This window comes from Escherichia sp. MOD1-EC6475, assembly GCF_003046645.1.
GTDB lineage: Bacteria > Pseudomonadota > Gammaproteobacteria > Enterobacterales > Enterobacteriaceae > Escherichia > Escherichia ruysiae.
In genome coordinates this window covers 14,654-38,102 of sequence record NZ_PZKQ01000086.1, presented here as the reverse complement: position 1 = coordinate 38,102, position 23,449 = coordinate 14,654, and the positions used below count along the sequence as shown (strand labels likewise).

At 51.0% G+C, this 23,449-nt stretch carries 31 protein-coding genes; 16 read left to right on the top strand and 15 right to left on the bottom strand.

From position 1 onward, the window contains the following. Positions 1-8: 8 nt before the first annotated feature. Positions 9-638, bottom strand: coding sequence for a 23S rRNA (uridine(2552)-2'-O)-methyltransferase RlmE (rlmE, locus tag A7589_RS21735; protein ID WP_000145975.1), 630 nt, complete (start codon positions 636-638; stop codon positions 9-11). A gap of 126 nt (positions 639-764) precedes the next feature. Here rlmE and yhbY point away from each other — a divergent pair, with 126 nt between their 5' ends. Beyond that, positions 765-1,058, top strand: a complete 294-nt coding sequence (yhbY, locus tag A7589_RS21730; protein ID WP_001054420.1) for a ribosome assembly RNA-binding protein YhbY — start codon at positions 765-767, stop codon at positions 1,056-1,058. Positions 1,059-1,213: 155 nt separating this feature from the next. On the opposite strand, the gene greA is transcribed toward yhbY, so the two are convergent. After that, positions 1,214-1,690, bottom strand: coding sequence for a transcription elongation factor GreA (gene greA / locus A7589_RS21725; protein WP_001148001.1), 477 nt, complete (start codon positions 1,688-1,690; stop codon positions 1,214-1,216). A 246-nt stretch (positions 1,691-1,936) separates the two neighbouring features. On the opposite strand from greA, the gene dacB reads away from it, so the two are divergent. Further along, positions 1,937-3,370 carry a serine-type D-Ala-D-Ala carboxypeptidase gene (gene dacB / locus A7589_RS21720; protein ID WP_001212644.1) on the top strand — a complete coding sequence of 478 codons (1,434 nt, stop codon included), beginning with the start codon at positions 1,937-1,939 and terminating at the stop codon, positions 3,368-3,370. Between the two features lie 174 nt (positions 3,371-3,544). Here the strand turns inward: dacB and cgtA are convergent, their stop codons facing one another. The 4 genes from cgtA to rplU all read right to left on the bottom strand — a co-directional run bounded on the left by cgtA (position 3,545) and on the right by rplU (position 6,414). Next, on the bottom strand, positions 3,545-4,717 hold the full coding sequence (gene cgtA, locus A7589_RS21715; protein ID WP_000673561.1) for an Obg family GTPase CgtA: 1,173 nt from the start codon (positions 4,715-4,717) through the stop codon (positions 3,545-3,547). 15 nt (positions 4,718-4,732) lie between these two features. Next, positions 4,733-5,698 carry a DMT family transporter gene (locus tag A7589_RS21710; protein ID WP_000813012.1) on the bottom strand — a complete coding sequence of 322 codons (966 nt, stop codon included), beginning with the start codon at positions 5,696-5,698 and terminating at the stop codon, positions 4,733-4,735. Positions 5,699-5,824: 126 nt separating this feature from the next. Then, positions 5,825-6,082 (bottom strand): 50S ribosomal protein L27, encoded by a 258-nt coding sequence (gene rpmA / locus A7589_RS21705; RefSeq protein ID WP_000940596.1) that lies wholly within the window; start codon positions 6,080-6,082, stop codon positions 5,825-5,827. Between the two features lie 20 nt (positions 6,083-6,102). Further along, complete coding sequence (rplU, locus tag A7589_RS21700; protein WP_000271401.1) at positions 6,103-6,414, bottom strand: 50S ribosomal protein L21; 312 nt, start codon at positions 6,412-6,414, stop codon at positions 6,103-6,105. A 258-nt stretch (positions 6,415-6,672) separates the two neighbouring features. Between rplU and ispB the strand changes: the two genes are divergently transcribed. After that, complete coding sequence (gene ispB, locus A7589_RS21695) at positions 6,673-7,644, top strand: octaprenyl diphosphate synthase (RefSeq protein ID WP_108189006.1); 972 nt, start codon at positions 6,673-6,675, stop codon at positions 7,642-7,644. A 226-nt stretch (positions 7,645-7,870) separates the two neighbouring features. Further along, positions 7,871-8,149 (top strand): DNA-binding transcriptional regulator SfsB, encoded by a 279-nt coding sequence (gene sfsB, locus A7589_RS21690; protein ID WP_000445413.1) that lies wholly within the window; start codon positions 7,871-7,873, stop codon positions 8,147-8,149. A gap of 47 nt (positions 8,150-8,196) precedes the next feature. Here sfsB and murA read toward each other — a convergent pair whose 3' ends face one another. The 7 genes from murA to mlaF form a co-directional block, all read right to left on the bottom strand. Further along, positions 8,197-9,456: a UDP-N-acetylglucosamine 1-carboxyvinyltransferase gene (gene murA / locus A7589_RS21685; protein ID WP_016159477.1), complete on the bottom strand. Its 1,260-nt coding sequence runs from the start codon at positions 9,454-9,456 to the stop codon at positions 8,197-8,199. 54 nt (positions 9,457-9,510) lie between these two features. Then, positions 9,511-9,765 carry a BolA family iron metabolism protein IbaG gene (gene ibaG / locus A7589_RS21680; protein WP_010346509.1) on the bottom strand — a complete coding sequence of 85 codons (255 nt, stop codon included), beginning with the start codon at positions 9,763-9,765 and terminating at the stop codon, positions 9,511-9,513. 159 nt (positions 9,766-9,924) lie between these two features. Beyond that, positions 9,925-10,218, bottom strand: coding sequence for a lipid asymmetry maintenance protein MlaB (gene mlaB, locus A7589_RS21675; RefSeq protein WP_000004491.1), 294 nt, complete (start codon positions 10,216-10,218; stop codon positions 9,925-9,927). Further along, positions 10,218-10,853, bottom strand: coding sequence for a phospholipid-binding protein MlaC (mlaC, locus tag A7589_RS21670; protein WP_000476484.1), 636 nt, complete (start codon positions 10,851-10,853; stop codon positions 10,218-10,220). Before mlaC ends, mlaB begins: the two co-directional genes overlap by 1 nt. An 18-nt stretch (positions 10,854-10,871) precedes the next feature. Further along, the gene (mlaD, locus tag A7589_RS21665) at positions 10,872-11,423 is read right to left on the bottom strand and encodes an outer membrane lipid asymmetry maintenance protein MlaD (RefSeq protein WP_016159478.1); all 552 of its coding nucleotides are present in this window, start codon (positions 11,421-11,423) and stop codon (positions 10,872-10,874) included. A 4-nt stretch (positions 11,424-11,427) separates the two neighbouring features. Beyond that, positions 11,428-12,210, bottom strand: coding sequence for a lipid asymmetry maintenance ABC transporter permease subunit MlaE (mlaE, locus tag A7589_RS21660; RefSeq protein ID WP_000925792.1), 783 nt, complete (start codon positions 12,208-12,210; stop codon positions 11,428-11,430). Between the two features lie 7 nt (positions 12,211-12,217). Beyond that, positions 12,218-13,027 carry a phospholipid ABC transporter ATP-binding protein MlaF gene (gene mlaF, locus A7589_RS21655; RefSeq protein WP_000438245.1) on the bottom strand — a complete coding sequence of 270 codons (810 nt, stop codon included), beginning with the start codon at positions 13,025-13,027 and terminating at the stop codon, positions 12,218-12,220. A 208-nt stretch (positions 13,028-13,235) separates the two neighbouring features. Between mlaF and A7589_RS21650 the strand changes: the two genes are divergently transcribed. The 12 genes from A7589_RS21650 to yrbL all read left to right on the top strand — a co-directional run bounded on the left by A7589_RS21650 (position 13,236) and on the right by yrbL (position 22,054). Continuing rightward, positions 13,236-14,213, top strand: coding sequence for a calcium/sodium antiporter (locus tag A7589_RS21650; protein ID WP_000922893.1), 978 nt, complete (start codon positions 13,236-13,238; stop codon positions 14,211-14,213). A 13-nt stretch (positions 14,214-14,226) separates the two neighbouring features. Next, the gene (gene kdsD, locus A7589_RS21645; RefSeq protein WP_108189005.1) at positions 14,227-15,213 is read left to right on the top strand and encodes an arabinose-5-phosphate isomerase KdsD; all 987 of its coding nucleotides are present in this window, start codon (positions 14,227-14,229) and stop codon (positions 15,211-15,213) included. Between the two features lie 20 nt (positions 15,214-15,233). Further along, positions 15,234-15,800, top strand: a complete 567-nt coding sequence (gene kdsC / locus A7589_RS21640; RefSeq protein WP_001030166.1) for a 3-deoxy-manno-octulosonate-8-phosphatase KdsC — start codon at positions 15,234-15,236, stop codon at positions 15,798-15,800. Continuing rightward, complete coding sequence (gene lptC / locus A7589_RS21635; protein ID WP_000030542.1) at positions 15,797-16,372, top strand: LPS export ABC transporter periplasmic protein LptC; 576 nt, start codon at positions 15,797-15,799, stop codon at positions 16,370-16,372. The genes kdsC and lptC overlap by 4 nt, the downstream gene beginning before the upstream one ends. Further along, positions 16,341-16,898 (top strand): lipopolysaccharide ABC transporter substrate-binding protein LptA, encoded by a 558-nt coding sequence (gene lptA, locus A7589_RS21630; RefSeq protein WP_000669785.1) that lies wholly within the window; start codon positions 16,341-16,343, stop codon positions 16,896-16,898. The genes lptC and lptA overlap by 32 nt, the downstream gene beginning before the upstream one ends. Positions 16,899-16,904: 6 nt before the next feature. Then, entirely contained in the window at positions 16,905-17,630 is a 726-nt protein-coding gene (gene lptB, locus A7589_RS21625; RefSeq protein ID WP_000224099.1) for an LPS export ABC transporter ATP-binding protein, read from the top strand. Positions 17,631-17,677: 47 nt separating this feature from the next. Next, positions 17,678-19,111, top strand: coding sequence for an RNA polymerase factor sigma-54 (gene rpoN, locus A7589_RS21620; protein ID WP_021550129.1), 1,434 nt, complete (start codon positions 17,678-17,680; stop codon positions 19,109-19,111). Between the two features lie 22 nt (positions 19,112-19,133). Beyond that, on the top strand, positions 19,134-19,421 hold the full coding sequence (gene hpf / locus A7589_RS21615) for a ribosome hibernation promoting factor (RefSeq protein ID WP_001176602.1): 288 nt from the start codon (positions 19,134-19,136) through the stop codon (positions 19,419-19,421). Positions 19,422-19,538: 117 nt separating this feature from the next. Continuing rightward, positions 19,539-20,030: a PTS IIA-like nitrogen regulatory protein PtsN gene (ptsN, locus tag A7589_RS21610; RefSeq protein ID WP_000183676.1), complete on the top strand. Its 492-nt coding sequence runs from the start codon at positions 19,539-19,541 to the stop codon at positions 20,028-20,030. A gap of 45 nt (positions 20,031-20,075) precedes the next feature. Beyond that, entirely contained in the window at positions 20,076-20,930 is an 855-nt protein-coding gene (rapZ, locus tag A7589_RS21605) for an RNase adapter RapZ (protein ID WP_000243741.1), read from the top strand. Continuing rightward, positions 20,927-21,199, top strand: coding sequence for a PTS phosphocarrier protein NPr (npr, locus tag A7589_RS21600; protein ID WP_000216792.1), 273 nt, complete (start codon positions 20,927-20,929; stop codon positions 21,197-21,199). The genes rapZ and npr overlap by 4 nt, the downstream gene beginning before the upstream one ends. A 222-nt stretch (positions 21,200-21,421) precedes the next feature. Further along, the gene (gene yrbL, locus A7589_RS21595; RefSeq protein WP_000620403.1) at positions 21,422-22,054 is read left to right on the top strand and encodes a PhoP regulatory network protein YrbL; all 633 of its coding nucleotides are present in this window, start codon (positions 21,422-21,424) and stop codon (positions 22,052-22,054) included. Here yrbL and mtgA read toward each other — a convergent pair. Both mtgA and elbB read right to left on the bottom strand, forming a co-directional pair. Continuing rightward, the gene (mtgA, locus tag A7589_RS21590) at positions 22,051-22,779 is read right to left on the bottom strand and encodes a monofunctional biosynthetic peptidoglycan transglycosylase (RefSeq protein WP_000047058.1); all 729 of its coding nucleotides are present in this window, start codon (positions 22,777-22,779) and stop codon (positions 22,051-22,053) included. The two genes, yrbL and mtgA, sit on opposite strands and share 4 nt — an antisense overlap. After that, positions 22,776-23,429 (bottom strand): isoprenoid biosynthesis glyoxalase ElbB, encoded by a 654-nt coding sequence (gene elbB / locus A7589_RS21585; RefSeq protein WP_010358121.1) that lies wholly within the window; start codon positions 23,427-23,429, stop codon positions 22,776-22,778. The genes mtgA and elbB overlap by 4 nt, the downstream gene beginning before the upstream one ends. Positions 23,430-23,449 lie beyond the last annotated feature (20 nt).

Below are 23,449 nucleotides of genomic sequence, written 5' to 3'. Positions count from 1 at the left end.
TCTCCCGGTTAGGGTTTACGCCCGGTCGCTACAATATACACTTCCCGCGAACGTGCACGAGAAGAGTCCGGCTTACGAACTTTGACCTTCGTAAACAGGGAGCGAATTTCCCTTAGATACTCATCGAAACCTTCGCCCTGGAACACCTTCACTACAAAACTGCCACCCGGCGCTAACACATCACGACACATTTCTAGCGCCAGTTCCACCAGATACATGGCACGGGGGATATCCACCGCCGGTGTTCCGCTCATGTTTGGTGCCATATCGGACATGACAACCTGAACTTTGCTGTCGCCTACGCGTTCCAGCAGTGCTTTCATCACCAGTTCATCACGAAAATCGCCCTGAAGAAAGTCCACACCAACGATAGGATCCATAGGTAAAAGATCGCAAGCGATGATGCGGCCTTTACCGCCAATTTGGGTGACCACATATTGTGACCAACCACCCGGAGCAGCACCAAGGTCGACAACCGTCATTCCCGGTTTAAAGAGTTTGTCACTTTGCTGTATTTCATCAAGTTTAAACCAGGCACGGGAACGTAACCCCTTTTTCTGTGCCTGTTGAACATATTTATCGCTAAAGTGTTCCTGAAGCCAGCGGCTGGAGCTGGCAGAACGCTTCTTACCTGTCATTTAACTTTCCCATTGGGATGACTCATCGTAACCAATTGCGTAAATTTTTACGCGCCTGTTTGGTGATATATGGGAGATGGCGGTAGAATGACCCGTTTTCAATCCCAACGTAAGCAAAAAAATACGATGAATCTGAGTACTAAACAAAAACAACACCTGAAAGGTCTGGCACATCCGCTCAAGCCAGTTGTTCTGCTTGGCAGTAATGGTTTGACCGAAGGGGTGCTGGCCGAGATTGAACAAGCGTTAGAGCACCATGAACTCATCAAGGTGAAAATCGCCACAGAAGATCGCGAAACTAAAACCTTGATCGTGGAAGCTATCGTGCGCGAAACCGGCGCCTGTAATGTACAGGTCATCGGTAAAACGCTGGTGCTTTATCGCCCAACTAAAGAACGTAAAATCTCGCTGCCACGCTAAGATTATCCTAAAGTTACACACATTTTCTGTGTAAAACGAGGGATTTTCCGCAGGCAGGAGAGCAAAATGCCACGCTCTGTTCGTTGATAAAAGGCCGCATAGCGGCCTTTTTCCTTTCTTTACAATACATCAACATTTTGAGTATTGGGTAATTCTTACAGGTATTCTACCTTAATTACTTCAAATTCCACTTCGCCGCCTGGCGTTTTGATGACCACAACATCATCTTCTTCTTTGCCGATCAGGCCACGAGCGATAGGCGAGTTTACAGAAATCAGGTTTTGTTTAAAGTCAGCTTCGTCATCGCCTACGATGCGATAAGTCTGTTCTTCATCAGAATCCAGATTCAACACCGTTACGGTAGCACCAAAAATAACGCGACCATTGTTTGGCATTTTGGTGACATCAATCACCTGCGCGTTCGACAGCTTGGCTTCGATGTCTTTGATACGGCCTTCGCAGAAGCCCTGCTGTTCACGCGCTGCGTGGTATTCAGCATTCTCTTTCAGGTCGCCATGTTCACGCGCTTCCGCGATAGCAGCAATGATTTCAGGACGGCGCACAGATTTCAGAAAATCCAGCTCTTCGCGTAGTTTCTCAGCGCCGCGTAAGGTCATCGGAATAGCTTGCATTTGTTATACCTCTTGAATATTCCTGATGGGGCGAGTCTCCACCCACCCCGGCTGTTCGGTCAGCCCGGCATAACTCCTCACCAGGCCAGAAGCAAAAAAATACCGACCCGGAAACAGGTTCCAGGTCAGCTACAATTCACATTTTGATGGTCATTTTACCCTGAAGTTCCCGAAGGGTCATCGTTTACTTTATAGGGCGTTGCGCCGTAGTATGACGGCTCGATTCCAGGTTGTTAGCGCGAGATTATGCGATTTTCCAGATTTATCATCGGATTGACCAGCTGTATAGCGTTCAGTGTCCAGGCCGCAAATGTTGATGAGTACATTACTCAGCTTCCCGCTGGTGCCAACCTTGCCCTGATGGTGCAAAGAGTCGGCGCGTCTGCTCCCACGATTGATTACCACAGTCAGCAGATGGCGCTGCCCGCCAGTACGCAAAAAGTAATCACTGCGCTGGCGGCGTTGATTCAACTCGGCCCCGATTTTCGTTTTACCACTACGCTTGAAACCAAAGGCAATGTGGAAAACGGAGTGCTTAAAGGCGATTTAGTGGCGCGATTTGGTGCCGATCCTACGCTAAAACGTCAGGATATTCGCAATATGGTCGCGACTCTGAAAAAATCTGGTGTCACACAAATCGATGGCAATGTACTCATAGATACCTCCATTTTTGCCAGTCATGATAAAGCTCCCGGCTGGCCATGGAATGACATGACACAATGCTTTAGCGCCCCTCCCGCCGCTGCCATTGTTGACCGCAATTGCTTCTCCGTCTCGCTCTACAGCGCCCAAAAACCCGGTGATATGGCTTTTATACGCGTGGCATCTTATTACCCCGTTACGATGTTCAGCCAGGTACGCACTCTCCCCCGTGGTTCTGCCGAAGCGCAATACTGTGAGCTGGATGTCGTGCCAGGCGACCTGAACCGCTTTACGCTGACTGGATGCCTGCCACAACGTTCCGAGCCGCTCCCGTTAGCCTTTGCGGTGCAAGATGGTGCCAGCTATGCCGGTGCAATTCTGAAAGATGAGTTAAAACAGGCAGGTATCACCTGGAGCGGAACACTGCTGCGCCAGACTCAGGTTAACGAACCTGGAACGGTGGTTGCCAGTAAACAATCGGCTCCTTTGCATGATCTGCTTAAGATTATGCTGAAAAAATCAGACAACATGATCGCCGATGCGGTTTTCCGCATGATAGGCCATGCGCGCTTCAATGTGCCTGGAACATGGCGAGCCGGGTCGGACGCCGTGCGTCAGATCCTGCGCCAGCAAGCCGGTGTCGATATTGGCAACACGATTATTGCCGACGGCTCGGGACTTTCACGCCATAACCTGATTGCGCCTGCCACCATGATGCAGGTGCTGCAATATATCGCCCAACACGACAACGAGCTTAACTTTATCTCTATGCTGCCGCTGGCGGGCTATGACGGCTCTTTGCAGTACCGTGCAGGTCTGCATCAGGCAGGCGTGGATGGCAAAGTCTCAGCGAAAACAGGGTCATTGCAAGGGGTGTATAACCTGGCAGGATTCATCACCACGGCGAGTGGGCAACGAATGGCGTTCGTACAATATCTTTCTGGCTATGCGGTAGAACCGGCGGATCAGCGTAATCGCCGTATTCCGTTAGTGCGATTTGAAAGCCGCTTGTATAAAGATATTTATCAGAACAATTAGTCAAAAAGAAACCCCGGCGCATGGTCGGGGTTTCAGATTATTGACAAAGTGCGCTTTGTTTATGCCGGATGCGGCGTTAATGCCTGATTCGGCCTACAAAATTGATATATTGCAATTCTCTTGTAGGCTGATAAGGCGTAGCGCATCAGGCTATTTGGCGTTTGTCATCAGTAATTAACGCTTGTAAATGAACTCAACGCCTTCTTCGTCGTCTTCGTCCCAGTCGTCATCCCAGTCTTCATCATCCTCTTCAGCAATTTCTTCAAGCTGCTGACGGTGATAATCATCCCACATGAATTCGACTTTCTCTGGCTGTTTCGCTTCTTCGGCCTGCACGACCGGGTTTTCAATGATAAAGGTCATCACATCCCAGCAGAGATCTTTAACGCCCAGTCCGCTTGCCGCAGAGATCAGATAATATTTATCTTCCCAGCCCAGCGCCTCAGCGATCGCTTTCGCTTTCTCTTCGGCTTCCGCTTTATCCAGCAGATCGATCTTGTTGAAGACTAACCAACGCGGTTTCGCCGCCAGATCCTGACTGTATTTTTCCAGCTCGCTGATAATAATACGCGCGTTTTCAACCGGATCGGTGCCGTCAATCGGATCGATATCGATAAGGTGCAACAGGACGCGGCAACGTTCCAGGTGCTTCAGGAAGCGAATCCCCAGACCTGCGCCTTCCGCAGCGCCTTCAATCAGCCCTGGAATATCGGCAACAACGAAGCTCTTTTCGTTGTCCATTCGAACCACACCCAGACTTGGCACCAGAGTGGTAAACGGATAGTCCGCTACTTTCGGTTTAGCCGCCGAGACAGCGCGAATAAATGTCGATTTACCCGCATTTGGCATCCCCAGCATACCGACGTCAGCCAGCAGCATTAGTTCAAGCAGCAGCTCGCGCTTATCGCCCGGCGTACCGTTAGTTTTCTGCCGTGGTGTACGGTTAACGGACGATTTGAAACGGGTATTGCCCAGACCGTGCCAGCCGCCCTTGGCAACCAGCAGACGCTGACCGTGTTTGGTCATATCGCCCATGGTTTCGCCGGTGCCCTGATCGATAACACGCGTACCTACAGGCACTTTAATCGTCACGTCTTTACCACGCTTACCGGTGCAGTCGCGGCTTGCGCCATTCTGACCACGCTCGGCGCGGAAAGATTTCTCAAAACGATAATCGATAAGCGTATTCAGGTTCTCGTCGGCTTCCATCCATACGTCACCGCCGTCACCACCGTCGCCGCCATCCGGGCCGCCTTTCGGAATATATTTTTCGCGGCGGAAGCTCACGCAACCATTACCGCCATCACCTGCAACGACCAGAATCGATGCTTCATCAACAAACTTCATTTTATTCTCCGTAAATCATTCGCCTGCGCGGGGTTGCGATACCACCGTTGTATGCTTACGTAATCCGCCCCAAATACGATGACCAATGGCGGAATACATCGCGCCCGCAACCACGACAAACGCACCGAGATAACCTAAAAGGTTTAACATCGGTCTGGCGAAGAAATCGGGCCAGGCCAGTGATAAAAGATCTGAAAAAAACAGCGTAAACAGTGGGGTGAGCGTGATGATCGCGCTCACCTGCGCTGCCTGCCAGCGAGCCATCGCTTCCGCCAGGGCGCCATATCCTACCAACGTATTCAGTCCGCAAAAAATTAAACATGCGAGCTGCCAGTGGCTAAGCTGCGCTATCACTCCAGGCTTTGCCAGAGGGAAGAGCGCAATTGTACATAAAGTGTACAGTAAAAACAGGATCTGCGGTGAGGCCAGCCGACGTAATAAAACCTTTTGCGCCACGCCATAACTCACCCAAACCGTCGCCGCACCGACCCCAAAGATAACTCCCCAGGTGTAATCGGTGAGCTTTGTAAATATCTCGACCAGACTGGTGTTAAAGAACATCACCAGGCCGCTCAGGAGCATCAATGCTCCCACAACCTGGGTGCTGCGCATTTTCTCTTTCAGGATAAATACGCTGGCAACCATCATGCCAACCGGCGAGAGTTGCCCAATCACCTGCGAGGCGGTCGGACTCAGATATTGCAAGGATGAGCTGAACAGGATGAAATTCCCAAACAGCCCGGCAGTCGCCACCGCCAGTAATATCACCCAGCGTGGCTTACGAAACACATGTAATGGCGGCAGCTTCTTCTTCACCGCAAGAATGGCACCAAGGCCAATACTCGCCATCAAGAAACGGTAAAACACAATTGTCGGAGGTTCCATCACCTCCAGCACCTGCTTCATTGCGATTGGCAACGCCCCCCAGCAAATTGCTGTGGTGAGCGCCAAAAGAATGCCAATGCCTGCCTGCTGCTTCATACCGTAATCCCTGCAAAACGCATTTGCGGATTAACGCCGCACGATGCGCATTTTTACCGGCTATCGAATGTAAAAAGCCCCGCAACGTGTTGCGGGGCTTTCATCCGTTACCGGGACGCGAAAAACTTATTCAGCTTCGATGCTGATAAATTTACGGTTTTTCGGGCCTTTAACTTCGAATTTCACTTTACCGTCTGCTTTAGCAAACAGAGTGTGGTCACGACCGCAACCTACGTTAGTGCCAGCGTGGAATTTGGTGCCACGTTGACGAACGATGATGCTACCCGCCAGAACGGATTCGCCACCGAAACGCTTAACGCCCAGGCGTTTAGCTTCTGAATCGCGACCGTTACGTGTGGAGCCGCCAGCCTTTTTATGTGCCATTTGAAATCTCTCCTCAGGTCTTAGGCGCTGATGCCAGTAATTTTCACATCAGTGAACCACTGACGATGGCCCTGCTGCTTACGATAGTGTTTACGACGACGAAACTTAACGATTTTAACTTTCTCGCCACGACCGTGAGCAACAACTTCAGCTTTGATTACGCCGCCATCAACGAAAGGAACGCCGATTTTGACTTCTTCACCGTTTGCGATCATCAGAACTTCTGCGAACTCAACAGTTTCGCCAGTTGCGATGTCCAGCTTTTCCAGGCGAACGGTCTGACCTTCGCTTACTCGGTGTTGTTTACCACCACTTTGGAAAACCGCGTACATATAAAACTCCGCTTCCGCGCACACCTTTTCAATGATTCAGAGTGCGCTATAAATATTCACAATAGGGCGCGAATATTACGCAAAACGCACGCCTTTGACAAGTGCTACAGTCAATACACGAAGAAAAAAAACACAACTTGTACGGTAACGTTTATCTGTGCCATTTTTTCAGTACAATCACCCTATATTCCTAACCATAAACCCTAAGTTGCCTTTGTTCACAGTAAGGTAATCGGGGCGAAAAGCCCGGCTTTTGCGATGAATTTAGAAAAAATCAATGAGTTAACCGCGCAAGATATGGCGGGTGTTAATGCGGCAATCCTTGAGCAGCTTAATTCCGACGTCCAACTGATCAATCAGTTAGGTTATTACATCGTCAGCGGCGGCGGTAAACGTATTCGTCCGATGATTGCTGTACTGGCTGCACGAGCTGTTGGCTATGAGGGAAATGCGCATGTCACCATTGCCGCCCTGATCGAGTTTATCCACACAGCGACTCTGCTACACGACGACGTTGTGGATGAATCAGATATGCGCCGTGGTAAAGCTACCGCTAACGCCGCGTTTGGCAATGCTGCCAGCGTGCTGGTAGGCGATTTTATTTACACCCGCGCGTTCCAGATGATGACCAGCCTCGGCTCGCTCAAAGTGCTGGAAGTGATGTCAGAAGCCGTAAACGTCATCGCAGAAGGTGAAGTTCTGCAACTGATGAACGTTAACGATCCGGATATCACCGAAGAAAACTACATGCGCGTTATCTACAGCAAAACTGCACGTCTGTTTGAGGCTGCTGCGCAGTGTTCCGGGATTCTGGCAGGATGTACGCCGGAAGAGGAAAAAGGCCTGCAGAATTATGGTCGTTACCTCGGCACCGCTTTTCAGCTCATCGACGATTTGCTCGATTACAGCGCCGATGGTGAACAGTTAGGTAAAAACGTCGGGGACGATCTAAACGAAGGTAAACCGACGCTGCCGCTGCTACATGCGATGCATAATGGTACACCGGAGCAGGCGCAAATGATCCGTTCAGCTATTGAGCAAGGCAATGGGCGTCATCTTCTGGAACCGGTTCTGGAAGCAATGAACGCGTGTGGATCTCTTGAATGGACGCGTCAGCGTGCCGAGGAAGAGGCAGACAAAGCCATCGAAGCGTTACAGATACTCCCGGATACCCCGTGGCGAGAGGCGTTAATCGGCCTTGCACACATCGCGGTTCAACGCGATCGTTAATTCCTTCCCTTTATCCCGCGCATTGCGCGGGATAACTCCAGTAAGTTCCATAAAAATACTTATTCAGTGTAATACCATCTTAATAATCAGGTTATTGTCTTTATATATTCTGAATCTTCACGCTATTTACATGAACTTTTTAGAGCAATTCGCCATCAGGAGTATAGTGATGCCCGACAGAACACATGTTCTGAATGAAAGCGACTAACTTAAGGAGTGAGGAAAGATGGAGAGTAATTTCATTGACTGGCATCCCGCTGACATCATTGCGGGTTTGCGCAAGAAGGGAACGTCAATGGCGGCGGAATCTCGCAGAAATGGTTTGAGTTCCTCGACGCTGGCAAATGCATTATCGCGCCCGTGGCCAAAGGGAGAGATGATTATTGCGAAGGCCCTGGGTACTGACCCATGGGTTATATGGCCATCACGCTACCATGATCCGCAGACACATGAGTTTATCGACAGAACGCAGTTAATGCGCAGCTACACTAAACCGAAAAAATGAGTGGTCTGGCGGTAGCCCCGCGAACGGGGCTGCCAGCTTTCAGACGATTACTCGCCTTTCACACGCTCGATATTCGCACCTAATGCACGCAATTTGTCTTCAATGCGTTCGTAGCCGCGATCGATGTGATAAATACGATCAACAACCGTAGTCCCTTCCGCAATACAGCCAGCCAGTACCAGACTTGCTGATGCACGCAGATCGGTTGCCATAACCTGTGCGCCGGAAAGTTTTTCGACACCGTGACAAATAACGGTATTGCTTTCAATCTCGGCTTGCGCGCCCATACGGCTCAGTTCTGGCACGTGCATAAAGCGGTTTTCAAAGACCGTTTCGGTGATGAATCCGGTGCCTTCTGCCACCAGGTTCAGCAGCGTGAACTGAGCCTGCATATCGGTCGGGAAAGCCGGATGAGGCGCGGTACGCACATTAACAGCCTTCGGACGGTTGCCATGCATATCCAGGCTAATCCAGTCCTCACCTACTTCAATGTCCGCTCCAGCGTCACGCAGTTTCGCCAGCACAGCGTCAAGAGTATCTGGCTGGGCGTTACGGCAGATAATTTTGCCGCGAGAGATTGCCGCTGCCACCAGGAACGTGCCGGTTTCGATGCGATCCGGCAGCACGCGATAGACACCGCCGCCTAGACGTTCCACACCTTCGATGACGATACGATCGGTGCCCTGACCGCTAATTTTCGCGCCCAGCGTAATCAGGAAGTTCGCGGTATCGACAATTTCCGGTTCACGCGCTGCGTTTTCAATAATCGTGGTGCCTTCCGCCAGGGTTGCAGCACACATGATGGTCACGGTTGCGCCGACGCTGACTTTATCCATCACGATATGCGCGCCTTTCAGACGCCCATCGACGGAAGCTTTTACGTAACCTTCTTCCAGTTTGATCGTTGCGCCTAATTGCTCAAGCCCGGAAATATGCAAATCAACCGGACGCGCACCAATCGTACAACCACCAGGTAGAGAAACCTGTCCCTGACCGAAACGTGCCACCAGCGGCCCCAGCGCCCAGATAGAGGCTCGCATGGTTTTGACCAAATCATAAGGTGCGCAGAATACATTAACGTCGCGGGCGTCAATATGCACAGACCCATTACGTTCTACTTTCGCACCCAGCTGGCTTAGCAGCTTCATTGATGTATCAACGTCTTTCAGTTTCGGGACGTTCTGGATCTCTACCGGTTCTTCCGCCAGTAGTGCGGCAAAAAGGATAGGCAGAGCAGCATTTTTAGCGCCGGAAATTGTGACTTCGCCCTGGAGCTTTGTTGGCCCCTGAACACGAAATTTATCCATTTAGTTTGTTCTCAGTTAACAATTCATATCCGCTACCGGCAAATCGCCCATAGCTCAAAAGCCGTTCAGTTTGCGATCTCGCGCCCACTCCGTAGGGGTATACGCTTTGATCGACACAGCATGAATGCGGTTATCCGCAATATATTCCATCAGCGGACCATAAACCGTCTGCTGTTTTTTAACCCGGCTCATGCCGTCAAACATCTCACCCACGGCAATAACCTGAAAGTGGCTGCCATCGCCGGAAACGTGGACTTCCTGGAGGGAGAGAGCGTTCATCAGCACGCTCTGAATTTCATTATTTTCCATGGGATCTTCATTCATCAGTTAATAAACCAGCAAAACATCTTAGAGCAAAGTTGCGCTGGCATAAATAAGCAAAAAGCCTTGCTGATAAATCAAACAAGGCTCGACTTGCAGGCGGATTTGCCGGACAGGCGGTTAACGCCTTATCCAGCCTGAAAAAATTTAACGAGGCAGGACATCAGACGGCAAATTATACAACTTTGCCAGGGTATACACCTTATCGTTTACCCCCTGAAGCGTCACGCTGTTGCCCTGCTTTTTCGCCAGATCGATAAGGTGGAGCAGCAGCGCCAGTCCACCAGTATCAACGCGGGACACGCGGCTAAGATCGATGCAGGTAATTCCCTTCACCGCTTCTTCACGCACTTCCCAAAGCGGTAGCAGTACGTCTTGATCCAACTCTCCGGTTAATACCAGAGTGTTGCCCGTCTGCACCCAGCTCAGTGACTCGCTCATTATTTTTTCTCTTCCAGAGTGATTTTCTGTTGAGAAATTGATTTCAGTTGCGCGGTCAGGCCGTCGATACCTTTGGTACGCAGTAGTGTCCCCCACTCGTTTTGTTTGGTGGTGATCATGCTGACGCCTTCTGCAATCATGTCGTAAGCCTGCCAGTTGCCAGTCTGGGAGTTTTTACGCCACTGGAAGTCCAGACGTACCGGCGGGCGACCATTCGGGTCAATAATGGTAACGCGAATAGGCACAATGGTTTTATCGCCCAGCGGCTGTTCTGGCGCAATCTGGTAAGTCTGTCCGTGATACATCGCCAGCGCCTGACCGTAAGCCTGCTTCAGGTACTCACGGAAAGCGGCAAAGTATGCATCACGTTGGGCTGGGGTCGCGCTCTTGTAGTACTGACCCAGTACCAGTGCACCAGCGTATTTCACCTGCACATACGGCAGCAGTTCCTGATCGACGATAGTACGCAGGTAATCCGGGTTGGCACGGATTTGCGGTTGCTCATTCTTCAGGCGATCGAACGTTTTCTGCGCCGCCTCGTCCATCAGCTTATACGGATTGGTCTGGTCTGCCGCAGTTGCCGCACTCAGCGGTGCAATCACCAGCAAAGCGACCATCATTAAACGTTTAAACATGCGTCGGTTCTCCTGAAATTATTTCGTTGTACCCACAGGTTCAGTGGTTTCATTATTACCTGGCGCAGCAGCTGGCGCATCGCCACTATTCTTATTGTCATCGCCTTTACTGCCGTAAAGGAACTGACCAATGAGATCTTCCAGCACCATCGCAGACTTGGTGTCCTGAATCGAATCGCCATCCTTCAGGATAGCAGTACCCAGTTCGGGGTCTTCAAAACCGACGTTTAACGCCAGATATTGCTCTCCAAGCAGGCCGGAAGTACGAATACTCAGCGAACTTGTGTCAGGAATGTGGTTATAACGTTGTTCAATTTCCAGCGTCACGCGCGGCAGATAGGTTTTCGGATCCAGCGTAATATCTGCCACCCGACCGACGACAACGCCGCCAATGCTGACCGGAGAGCGCGCTTTCAGGCCGCCAATGTTATCGAACGTCGCATAAAGCGTGTAGGTCGGTTCAGTACGTATGGACGTCACGTTTGCCGCCTTCAGGCAGACAAACAGCGCCGCCAGCAGTGCTGCTAATAAAAAGATACCCACCCAAATTTCATTTTTTTTCGTTTGCATGAACTCAATTCCCAAACATCAATGCGGTCAGCACAAAATCCAGCCCCAGAACAGCCAGAGACGAGTGGACAACGGTGCGAGTGGTTGCCCGGCTAATCCCGGCAGAAGTCGGGATGGCGTCGTAGCCGTTAAACAACGAAATCCACGTCACCGTAATGGCGAACACCACGCTCTTAATCAGACAGTTGACCAGATCCATACGCCAGTCGACGGCGTTTTGCATTGCCGACCAGAAGAATCCGCTATCAATACCTTTCCAGCTAACGCCGACCAGCGATCCGCCCCAGATCCCCACGGCGACGAAAATAATCGTCAGCAATGGCAATGAAATAACCCCAGCCCAGAAACGCGGAGAAATAACCCGACGCAGCGGATCGACCGCCATCATCTCCATGCTGGAGAGCTGCTCTGTGGCGCGCATCAAGCCAATTTCTGCGGTTAGCGCCGAACCGGCACGCCCGGCAAACAGTAACGCAGCAACCACCGGTCCCAGTTCACGCAGCAGCGATAACGCCACCAGCATACCCAGACTGGTTTCCGCACTATAGGTGGTCAGAACCAGATAACCTTGCAGACCCAGCACCATTCCGATGAACACGCCAGAAACCACAATAATCAGCATCGACAGGACGCCGACATTATAGAGCTGACGCACCAGCAGCGGCGCATGTTTACGAAATTCCGGTTTGCCTACCAGCGCATTGAATAACATTAACCCGGCCCGCCCGAACGTTCTCAGGGTTTTAATCCCTTTATGTCCAAGCGAGGCCAGCGCATTTAACAGCATGAGTGGCTTAACTCCCTGGTAAAAGATCAGCGTGATAATCGCCGGCAGGATAGCGGAACGGAACAGGTCCGTCAGCTATCCCGTCCAGAAACTGACGTACGCGCGGATCAGGATTCGCCTGCAACGCCTGGGCGCTACCGTGAGCGACAATTTTTTTATCCGCCAGAATCCAGGCGTGATCAGCAATACTTAAGACTTCCGGCACATCATGAGAAACTACCACGCAAGTCACGCCCAACGCGCTGTTCAGCTCAGAAATCAGCTTCACCAGTACGCCCATAGTGATCGGATCCTGCCCAACAAACGGTTCATCAAACATGATGAGATCCGGCTCCAGGGCAATCGCACGCGCCAGTGCAGCGCGACGAGCCATCCCGCCGGAAAGTTCAGAAGGCATAAGTTTCGCCGCTCCACGCAGCCCTACGGCTTCCAGCTTCATCATCACCGTGCTATGCAACAATGGCGCGGGGAGCTGGGTATGTTCGCGCAGTGGATAGGCCACGTTGTCAAATACGTTCATATCTGTGAACAACGCCCCGGACTGAAACAACATGCTCATCCGTTTGCGCACAGTGTACAGGCGCGAACGAGACATCGCCGGAATATTCTCGCCATCAAAAAGGATCTCACCGTGATCTGGTGCGATTTGCCCGCCAATCAGACGGAGTAGCGTCGTTTTACCGATGCCCGATGGCCCCATGATTGCCGTGATCTTCCCTCGCGGCACGGTCAGGGAAATATTATCGAAGATGCAGCGATTGCCACGCGTAAAACTGACATCGCGCATATCGACTAAATTCGCCACAGACTGCTCCATAATTCACCCTTCGTCTTGCGTTGATTTTCTAAGCATGGCGCTCAATTTAACCTTGAACCCAACATATTTACAGAATATTACCCGCCGTGGTTAGCTAAAGCTGGCATTTGTTTTACTTTTTAGCCGCATAAAGTCAAAATTAAGAATCCGTTACGGCTTTCTGAGAATCTTCAGCGACCGGCGAGTATACCTGAAGAAAGGACGTTAGATGCTTTTAGCTACGGCACTGTTAATTGTTGGTTTACTTTTGGTCGTATACAGTGCCGATCGTCTGGTATTTGCCGCTTCCATTCTTTGCCGCACTTTTGGCATCCCTCCGCTGATCATTGGCATGACTGTGGTCAGTATTGGCACGTCACTTCCAGAAATTATTGTTTCGCTTGCCGCGTCGCTGCACGAACAACGCGATTTAGCCGTCGGCACGGCGCTTGGCTCAAACATTATCAATATCTTGCTGATCCTAGGTCTGACCGCACTGGTGCGCCCTTTTACCGTCCATTCCGATGTTCTGCGCCGCGAGTTACCATTAATGTTATTCGTCAGCGTGGTAGCCGGTTCCGTACTCTATGACGGACAACTTAGTCGCAGCGATGGTATCTTTCTCCTTTTTCTGGCTGTGCTATGGCTGCTGTTCATTGTTAAACTTGCACATCAGGCCGAACGTCAGGGAACCGATAGCCTGACCAGAGAGCAGCTTGCAGAGCTACCGCGTGAAGGCGGTTTACCCGTCGCATTTTTATGGCTTGGCATTGCGCTGATCATCATGCCAGTGGCTACGCGGATGGTGATTGATAACGCCACCGTACTGGCGAATTACTTTGCCATCAGCGAATTAACTATTGGTCTGACGGCAATCGCTATCGGCACTAGTCTGCCGGAACTGGCAACCGCGATAGCCGGTGTTCGCAAAGGTGAAAACGACATCGCCATCGGTAATATCATTGGCGCGAATATTTTTAATATCGTCATCGTACTGGGTCTGCCGGCGCTGATTACGCCAGGGGAGGTTAACCCACTGGCGTACAGCCGTGACTACAGCGTGATGTTGCTGGTAAGCATTATTTTTGCGTTGCTGTGCTGGCGACGCTCCCCGCAACCGGGCCGTGGCGTAGGGGTATTATTAACAGGCGGATTTATCGTATGGCTGGCGATGTTGTACTGGTTATCGCCAATACTCGTTGAATAACTGGAAACGCATTATGTCGCACGTAGAGTTGCAACCGGGTTTTGACTTTCAGCAAGCAGGTAAAGAAGTCCTGGCGATTGAACGTGAATGCCTGGCGAAGCTTGATCAATACATCAATAAGAATTTCGCGCTCGCTTGCGAAAAGATGTTTTGGTGTAAAGGCAAAGTCGTGGTTATGGGGATGGGCAAATCGGGACACATTGGACGCAAAATGGCCGCGACCTTTGCCAGCACCGGTACTCCGTCATTTTTCGTCCATCCTGGCGAAGCCGCGCATGGTGATTTAGGCATGGTCACCCCGCAGGATGTGGTAATTGCTATCTCTAACTCTGGTGAATCCAGCGAAATCAATGCCTTGATTCCGGTGCTTAAGCGTCTTCATGTGCCGTTAATCTGCATTACCGGTCGCCCGGAGAGCAGCATGGCGCGCGCCGCAGACGTGCATCTGTGTGTTAAAGTAGCGAAAGAAGCCTGTCCGTTGGGGCTGGCACCGACCAGCAGCACCACCGCCACGCTGGTAATGGGCGATGCGCTCGCCGTTGCTCTGTTAAAAGCGCGCGGCTTTACCGCCGAAGATTTTGCGCTCTCACATCCCGGCGGCGCACTGGGTCGTAAACTTCTGCTGCGCGTAAACGATATTATGCATACGGGTGATGAGATCCCGCATGTTAAAAAAACCGCCAGCCTGCGCGATGCATTACTGGAAGTTACCCGCAAAAATCTTGGTATGACCGTCATTTGCGATGACAATATGATGATTGAAGGCATCTTTACCGACGGTGATTTACGCCGTGTCTTCGATATGGGCGTGGATGTCCGTCAATTAAGTATTGCCGATGTGATGACGCCGGGGGGAATTCGCGTACGCCCTGGCATTCTGGCCGTTGAGGCACTGAACTTAATGCAGTCCCGCCATATCACCTCCGTAATGGTTGCCGATGGCGACCATTTACTCGGTGTGTTACATATGCATGATTTACTGCGTGCTGGCGTAGTGTAAAGATTCAAGGATAAACAACAATGAATAAAGCAGGTGCGTCACTTGAGACCTGTTACGGCCCTGTCAGTGCCGACGTTATGGCAAAAGCAGAAAATATTCGTCTGCTGATCCTTGACGTCGATGGCGTGCTGTCAGATGGCCTGATTTATATGGGCAACAACGGCGAAGAACTTAAAGCGTTCAATGTTCGTGATGGTTATGGCATTCGTTGTGCGCTCACCTCTGATATTGAAGTCGCCATCATTACCGGGCGAAAGGCTAAACTGGTAGAAGATCGCTGTGCCACATTGGGGATTACTCACTTGTATCAGGGGCAGTCGAATAAACTTATCGCCTTTAGCGATCTGCTGGAAAAACTGGCGATCGCCCCGGAAAACGTGGCTTACGTTGGGGATGATCTCATCGACTGGCCGGTAATGGAAAAAGTGGGCCTAAGCGTAGCCGTGGCCGATGCGCACCCGCTGTTGCTTCCGCGCGCCGATTACGTGACTCGCATTACTGGCGGTCGTGGCGCAGTGCGTGAAGTTTGCGACTTATTACTCCTGGCGCAGGGCAAACTGGATGAAGCCAAAGGGCAATCGATATGAGTAAAGCCAGACGTTGGGTTATCATTGTGCTATCACTGGCGGTTCTGGTGATGATCGGTATTAACATGACCGAGAAAGACGATACCGCCCAGGTGGTCGTCAACAACAACGATCCCACCTATAAAAGCGAGCATACGGACACGCTCGTCTATAACCCAGAAGGGGCGCTAAGCTATCGATTGATTGCTCAACACGTTGAATATTATTCCGATCAGGCCGTTTCGTGGTTTACGCAACCGGTACTTACTACGTTTGATAAGGATAAAATCCCGACATGGTCCGTAAAAGCGGATAAAGCCAAGCTGACCAATGATCGGATGCTCTATTTATATGGGCACGTTGAAGTCAACGCACTCGTGCCGGACTCTCAACTTCGCAGAATCACGACGGATAACGCGCAGATCAATCTGGTGACGCAGGATGTTACCTCTGAAGACCTCGTCACGTTATACGGAACAACATTTAACTCCAGCGGTCTGAAAATGCGCGGCAACTTACGCAGCAAGAACGCCGAGCTGATTGAAAAGGTTAGAACATCCTATGAAATTCAAAACAAACAAACTCAGCCTTAATCTTGTGCTTGCCAGCTCACTTCTGGCCGCCAGTATTCCGGCATTTGCCGTTACCGGAGACACTGACCAGCCGATTCACATTGAATCGGATCAGCAATCTCTTGATATGCAAGGCAACGTGGTCACCTTCACGGGTAACGTCATTGTTACCCAGGGCACCATCAAAATTAATGCCGATAAAGTGGTCGTTACCCGTCCGGGCGGCGAGCAGGGCAAAGAAGTGATCGATGGCTACGGTAAGCCAGCGACGTTCTATCAGATGCAGGACAACGGTAAACCTGTCGAAGGTCACGCTTCCCAGATGCATTACGAACTGGCGAAAGATTTTGTCGTTCTGACCGGTAATGCTTATCTGCAGCAGGTCGATAGCAATATAAAGGGCGATAAAATCACTTATCTGGTGAAAGAGCAGAAAATGCAGGCTTTCAGCGATAAAGGTAAGCGCGTAACCACCGTTCTGGTGCCGTCGCAGTTGCAGGATAAAAACAACAAAGGCCAGACCCCGGCACAGAAGAAAGGTAATTAATTCGTTATGGCAACATTAACAGCAAAGAACCTTGCAAAAGCCTACAAGGGTCGCCGCGTGGTGGAAGACGTCAGTCTGACCGTCAACTCCGGGGAAATTGTTGGTCTGCTGGGGCCAAACGGTGCCGGTAAGACTACCACTTTCTACATGGTTGTTGGCATTGTGCCGCGCGATGCAGGCAACATCATTATTGATGATGACGATATCAGTCTGCTGCCATTACACGCGCGCGCGCGCCGTGGTATCGGCTATCTGCCGCAGGAAGCCTCCATTTTCCGCCGCCTCAGCGTTTACGATAACCTGATGGCGGTACTGCAAATTCGTGACGACTTGTCTGCTGAACAACGTGAAGACCGCGCGAACGAGCTGATGGAAGAGTTTCACATTGAGCACCTGCGTGACAGCATGGGGCAATCGCTCTCCGGTGGTGAACGTCGCCGTGTAGAAATTGCCCGCGCACTGGCTGCGAATCCGAAATTTATTCTGCTTGATGAACCGTTTGCCGGGGTTGACCCGATCTCGGTTATCGACATCAAACGCATCATTGAGCACCTGCGCGACAGCGGCCTGGGTGTGCTGATCACTGACCATAACGTGCGTGAAACACTGGCAGTTTGTGAACGCGCTTATATCGTCAGTCAGGGGCATTTGATCGCCCACGGCACACCTACAGAAATCTTACAAGACGAACATGTTAAGCGTGTATACCTTGGGGAAGACTTCAGACTCTGATAGGGTAGAAGCTCGCGACGTTTTAGCAGGAGAGTACGATTCTGAACATGAAGCAAGGTTTGCAACTCAGGCTTAGTCAGCAACTGGCGATGACGCCTCAGCTACAACAGGCAATTCGTCTGTTGCAGCTGTCCACGCTGGAACTTCAACAGGAGCTGCAGCAGGCGCTGGAGAGTAATCCACTGCTTGAGCAAATCGACACTCATGATGAAATCGACACTCACGAAACGCCAGACAGCGAAACGCTGGACACCGCTGACGCGCTCGAACAAAAAGAGATGCCGGAAGAACTGCCGCTCGATGCCAGTTGGGACACCATCTATACAGCCGGTACGCCGTCCGGCACCAGCGGTGACTACATTGACGACGAACTGCCAGTCTATCAAGGCGAAACGACGCAGACCTTGCAGGATTATCTGATGTGGCAGGTCGAACTGACGCCGTTTTCCGACACTGACCGCGCTATCGCCACCTCCATCGTTGATGCCGTTGATGATACCGGTTATCTCACCGTCCCACTGGAAGATATTCTCGAAAGCATGGGCGATGAAGAGATCGACATCGATGAAGTTGAAGCGGTCCTCAAGCGGATCCAACGGTTTGACCCGGTCGGTGTAGCGGCGAAAGATCTGCGCGACTGCCTGCTGATCCAACTCTCCCAATTCGACAAAACGACGCCGTGGCTGGAAGAAGCTCGACTGATCATTAGCGATCACCTTGATCTACTGGCGAATCACGACTTCCGCACACTAATGCGCGTAACTCGTCTAAAAGAAGATGTGCTGAAAGAAGCCGTCAATCTGATCCAGTCACTCGACCCTCGCCCCGGTCAGTCGATCCAGACCGGCGAACCGGAATATGTCATTCCAGATGTGTTGGTGCGTAAGCATAACGACCACTGGACGGTGGAACTCAACAGCGACAGTATTCCGCGTCTGCAAATCAACCAGCACTATGCCTCGATGTGTAATAACACACGTAACGATGGCGACAGCCAGTTTATCCGCAGCAATCTGCAGGATGCCAAATGGTTGATTAAGAGTCTGGAAAGTCGTAACGATACGCTACTGCGCGTGAGTCGCTGTATTGTTGAACAGCAGCAAGCCTTCTTTGAGCAAGGCGAAGAATATATGAAACCGATGGTACTGGCCGATATCGCCCAGGCCGTCGAAATGCATGAATCGACGATATCTCGCGTGACCACGCAAAAGTACCTGCATAGTCCACGAGGCATTTTTGAACTGAAGTATTTTTTCTCCAGTCACGTCAATACCGAGGGCGGCGGCGAAGCCTCGTCCACGGCGATTCGTGCGCTGGTGAAGAAATTAATCGCGGCGGAAAACCCAGCGAAACCGTTGAGCGACAGCAAGTTAACCTCTTTGCTGTCGGAACAAGGTATCATGGTGGCACGCCGCACTGTTGCGAAATACCGAGAGTCTTTATCCATTCCGCCGTCAAACCAGCGTAAACAGCTCGTTTGACCCAACCGATAAGGAAGACACTATGCAGCTCAACATTACCGGAAATAACGTCGAGATCACCGAGGCCCTGCGCGAATTTGTCACATCAAAATTTGCCAAACTTGAGCAATATTTTGACCGAATCAACCAGGTCTATGTTGTTCTGAAAGTGGAGAAAGTCACCCATACCTCAGATGCAACACTGCATGTAAACGGTGGCGAGATTCATGCCAGCGCGGAAGGTCAGGACATGTACGCTGCCATTGATGGCTTAATTGATAAGCTGGCACGCCAGTTGACCAAGCATAAAGATAAATTGAAACAACACTAATTGTCCGGGCAATTAGCAAGTGCATGGCGGCCTGTTGTGCGACACAACGGGCCATTTGTACGGTTAATGCTCCGAGCCTGTTCCACTGTTTGAGTGGTCAGGTTCTTAGGTGAAATTATGACAAATAATGATACAACTCTACAGCTTAGCAGTGTTCTTAACAGGGAATGTACGCGAAGCCGCGTCCACTGTCAGAGCAAAAAACGTGCACTGGAAATTATCAGCGAACTGGCTGCGAAACAACTCAGCCTGCCGCCTCAGGTGGTTTTTGAAGCTATTCTGACGCGGGAAAAAATGGGCAGTACCGGTATCGGTAATGGCATTGCCATTCCGCATGGCAAACTGGAAGAAGATACTCTGCGTGCCGTTGGTGTTTTCGTTCAGCTCGAAACGCCTATAGCTTTCGATGCCATCGACAACCAACCGGTGGACTTACTTTTTGCCCTGCTGGTGCCGGCTGACCAAACCAAAACGCACCTGCATACTCTTTCGCTGGTGGCGAAACGTCTGGCGGACAAAACCATCTGCCGCCGTTTACGCGCAGCCCAGAGTGATGAAGAGCTGTATCAAATCATTACGGATACCGAAGGTACTCCGGATGAAGCGTAGTTATTCTGTAATGTCTCTTTTAGACGTTGTGAGGAGAAACAGTACATGGTACTGATGATCGTCAGCGGACGTTCAGGCTCAGGTAAATCTGTCGCCCTTCGTGCGCTGGAAGATATGGGTTTTTACTGCGTGGATAACCTTCCCGTAGTGCTGTTACCCGATCTGGCTCGCACGCTCGCCGATCGCGAGATTTCTGCCGCCGTCAGCATTGATGTTCGTAATATGCCGGAGTCACCAGAAATATTCGAACAGGCGATGAGTAACCTGCCTGATGCTTTCTCACCGCAACTGCTGTTCCTGGATGCCGATCGTAACACCCTGATTCGTCGTTACAGTGATACGCGCCGCCTGCATCCGCTCTCCAGCAAGAACCTGTCGCTGGAAAGTGCTATCGACAAAGAAAGCGATCTGCTGGAGCCACTGCGTTCGCGGGCAGATTTGATTGTCGATACCTCAGAAATGTCCGTTCATGAACTGGCAGAAATGTTGCGTACCCGTTTGCTGGGTAAACGCGAGCGTGAACTGACGATGGTCTTTGAGTCCTTCGGCTTCAAACACGGCATTCCTATTGATGCAGATTACGTCTTTGATGTGCGCTTCCTGCCGAACCCGCACTGGGACCCGAAACTGCGTCCAATGACAGGTCTTGATAAACCTGTCGCCGCGTTCCTCGACCGCCACACAGAAGTACACAATTTTATCTACCAGACGCGAAGCTACCTTGAGCTATGGTTACCTATGCTGGAAACCAACAACCGTAGCTACCTGACGGTCGCCATTGGTTGTACCGGCGGGAAGCACCGTTCGGTGTATATTGCAGAACAGCTGGCAGACTACTTCCGCTCGCGCGGTAAAAACGTCCAGTCACGCCATCGTACGCTGGAAAAACGTAAACCATGACCGTCAAGCAAACTGTTGAAATCACAAACAAGCTGGGCATGCATGCCCGGCCTGCCATGAAACTCTTTGAATTAATGCAGGGTTTTGACGCTGAAGTGCTGTTACGTAATGACGAAGGCACCGAGGCTGAAGCGAACAGCGTTATTGCGCTACTGATGCTGGACTCCGCCAAAGGACGGCAGATTGAAGTCGAAGCGACCGGTCCACAGGAAGTGGAAGCACTGGCCGCCGTTATCGCCCTCTTTAACTCTGGTTTCGATGAAGATTAATCTTCATAACCCTGACGCTTAATTCCCCCGGATACACACCTTCAGCCCTTAAGGGTGAAAAATGTACAAGCGGAAAATGTCCTCATTTTTCGCGGCTTGTACATTTTGTGCTCTTTTCTGTGCGTACAAAACCTTAAGAAAACCTTAAAAAGCCTTGTTTAGGTTTTGTTTAAGTTAAGCCCTCATACTGGAGACTGTCAGAAAATATTTCCAGGAGATGGCATGATTCGCTTATCTGAACAAAGTCCCCTGGGCACCGGAAGACATCGGAAATGTTACGCGCATCCGGAAGATGCCCAACGCTGTATCAAGATTGTCTATCACCGTGGCGACGGTGGTGATAAAGAGATCCGCCGTGAGTTAAAGTACTACGCGCATCTTGGTCGTCGGTTAAAAGACTGGAGCGGTATTCCACGCTATCACGGTACGGTTGAAACTGATTGCGGGACCGGTTATGTCTACGATGTCATTGCCGATTTTGATGGCAAACCGTCTATTACATTGACCGAATTTGCTGAACAATGCCGTTACGAAGAAGATATCGCGCAACTGCGCCAGTTACTGAAACAGCTGAAGCGTTATTTGCAGGATAACCGCATCGTGACAATGTCGCTGAAGCCGCAGAATATTCTTTGTCACCGCATCAGCGAGTCAGAAATTATTCCCGTCGTCTGTGACAACATTGGTGAAAGCACGTGGATTCCGTTAGCGACCTGGTCGAAGTGGTGTTGTTTACGTAAACAAGAGCGATTGTGGCAACGTTTTATCGCTCAACCCGCGTTATCGGTTGCCCTGAAGAAAGACGCACAACTCAGTGAGAACAAGAAACTCTCCCTCACCTCGCGCGAAGCTTAATCCAGTTGATGTTGCCGCATAAAAGATTCACCGCCCAACTGATGCATCTGCCGTAAAATCCACGCCTGACGGCTACGCACGTAGCCTGAGGGTGCGGAAGCTTTAAAGCGTAGTGGGTTCGGAAGTACTGCTGCCAGTAAGGCAGCCTCCGACTGAGTGAGTTTGCTCGCGGGTTTATGGAAATAGCGTTGCGCTGCGGCTTCAACACCAAACACACCATCGCCAAATTCGGCAATATTCAGATAAACCGTCAGGATGCGTTTTTTGCTCCAGACCGTTTCTATCCCCAATGTCAGACCTGCTTCCAGCCCTTTACGTATCCAGCTACGTCCATCCCATAAAAAGAGGTTTTTGGCTGTCTGCTGGGAAAGCGTTGATGCGCCGCGAATACGATTTTCATTGCGCTCGTTGTGCGCCAGAGCTTTCTCAATGGAAGCGACATCAAAGCCCCAGTGCTCAGGGAATTTCTGATCTTCTGCGGCAATCACCGCCAGCCCCATCCACGGCGATATTTGATCCATACTGACCCAGTCAGAATGTGCCACGTAACGAAAATTGCCGTGCAGCCATGCACTGACCTGTCGCTCGACCATTACCGCTGAGAACGGAACGGGCGCTATGCTAAACAACGCGATGCCCCCGCCCCATAAAACGGCGAGGACAACCACTAACCGCAGAAGAAAACGACGAACGAAACCGAACGCCGTTAAGCGGCTTTTACTCATTCAGCCAGAACCAGCACGCGAGAAACCAGCTTATCAATGCCGTTCGCTGCTTCCGCAATGTTCTGTGCCAACATATAAGCCGGTGTAGTGACAATCTTATTGTCTTCATCAACAACGATATCATCGACCGGACATGGCACATGCTCCGCGCCCATCGCTTCCAGCACTTCTGCGGTATCGATATCAGTACCGATGGTCAAACGCAGCGGGAAATCGAAAATTTTCGGCAGCATCGCCGGGGCAATACACATAAAACCAAGCGGTTTACCGGCCTGATGCATCGCTTGCGCCAACGCCTTTAATTCACGATCAACGGTGCATTCACTGCCAAGGCTGGCAAAATTGCTTAAATTCTTCGCCGCACCAAAGCCACCCGGCACAATCAACGCATCCAGTTCGGCAGCATCGGCCTGAGCCAGAGGACGGATCTCACCACGCGCAATACGCGCGGCTTCAATCAGCACATTGCGCGATTCCGCCATCGCCTCGCCGGTTAAATGGTTGATAACGTCAACCTGCTGCTTATCCGGCGCAAAGCAGACCGCCTGCGCACCGCTGCGTGAAATAGCTAACAACGTCAACACCGCTTCATGAATTTCAGAACCGTCATAGACGCCGCACCCGCTCAGAACTACGCCAATTTTCTTCATTGTGATCATCCTTTCGCAAC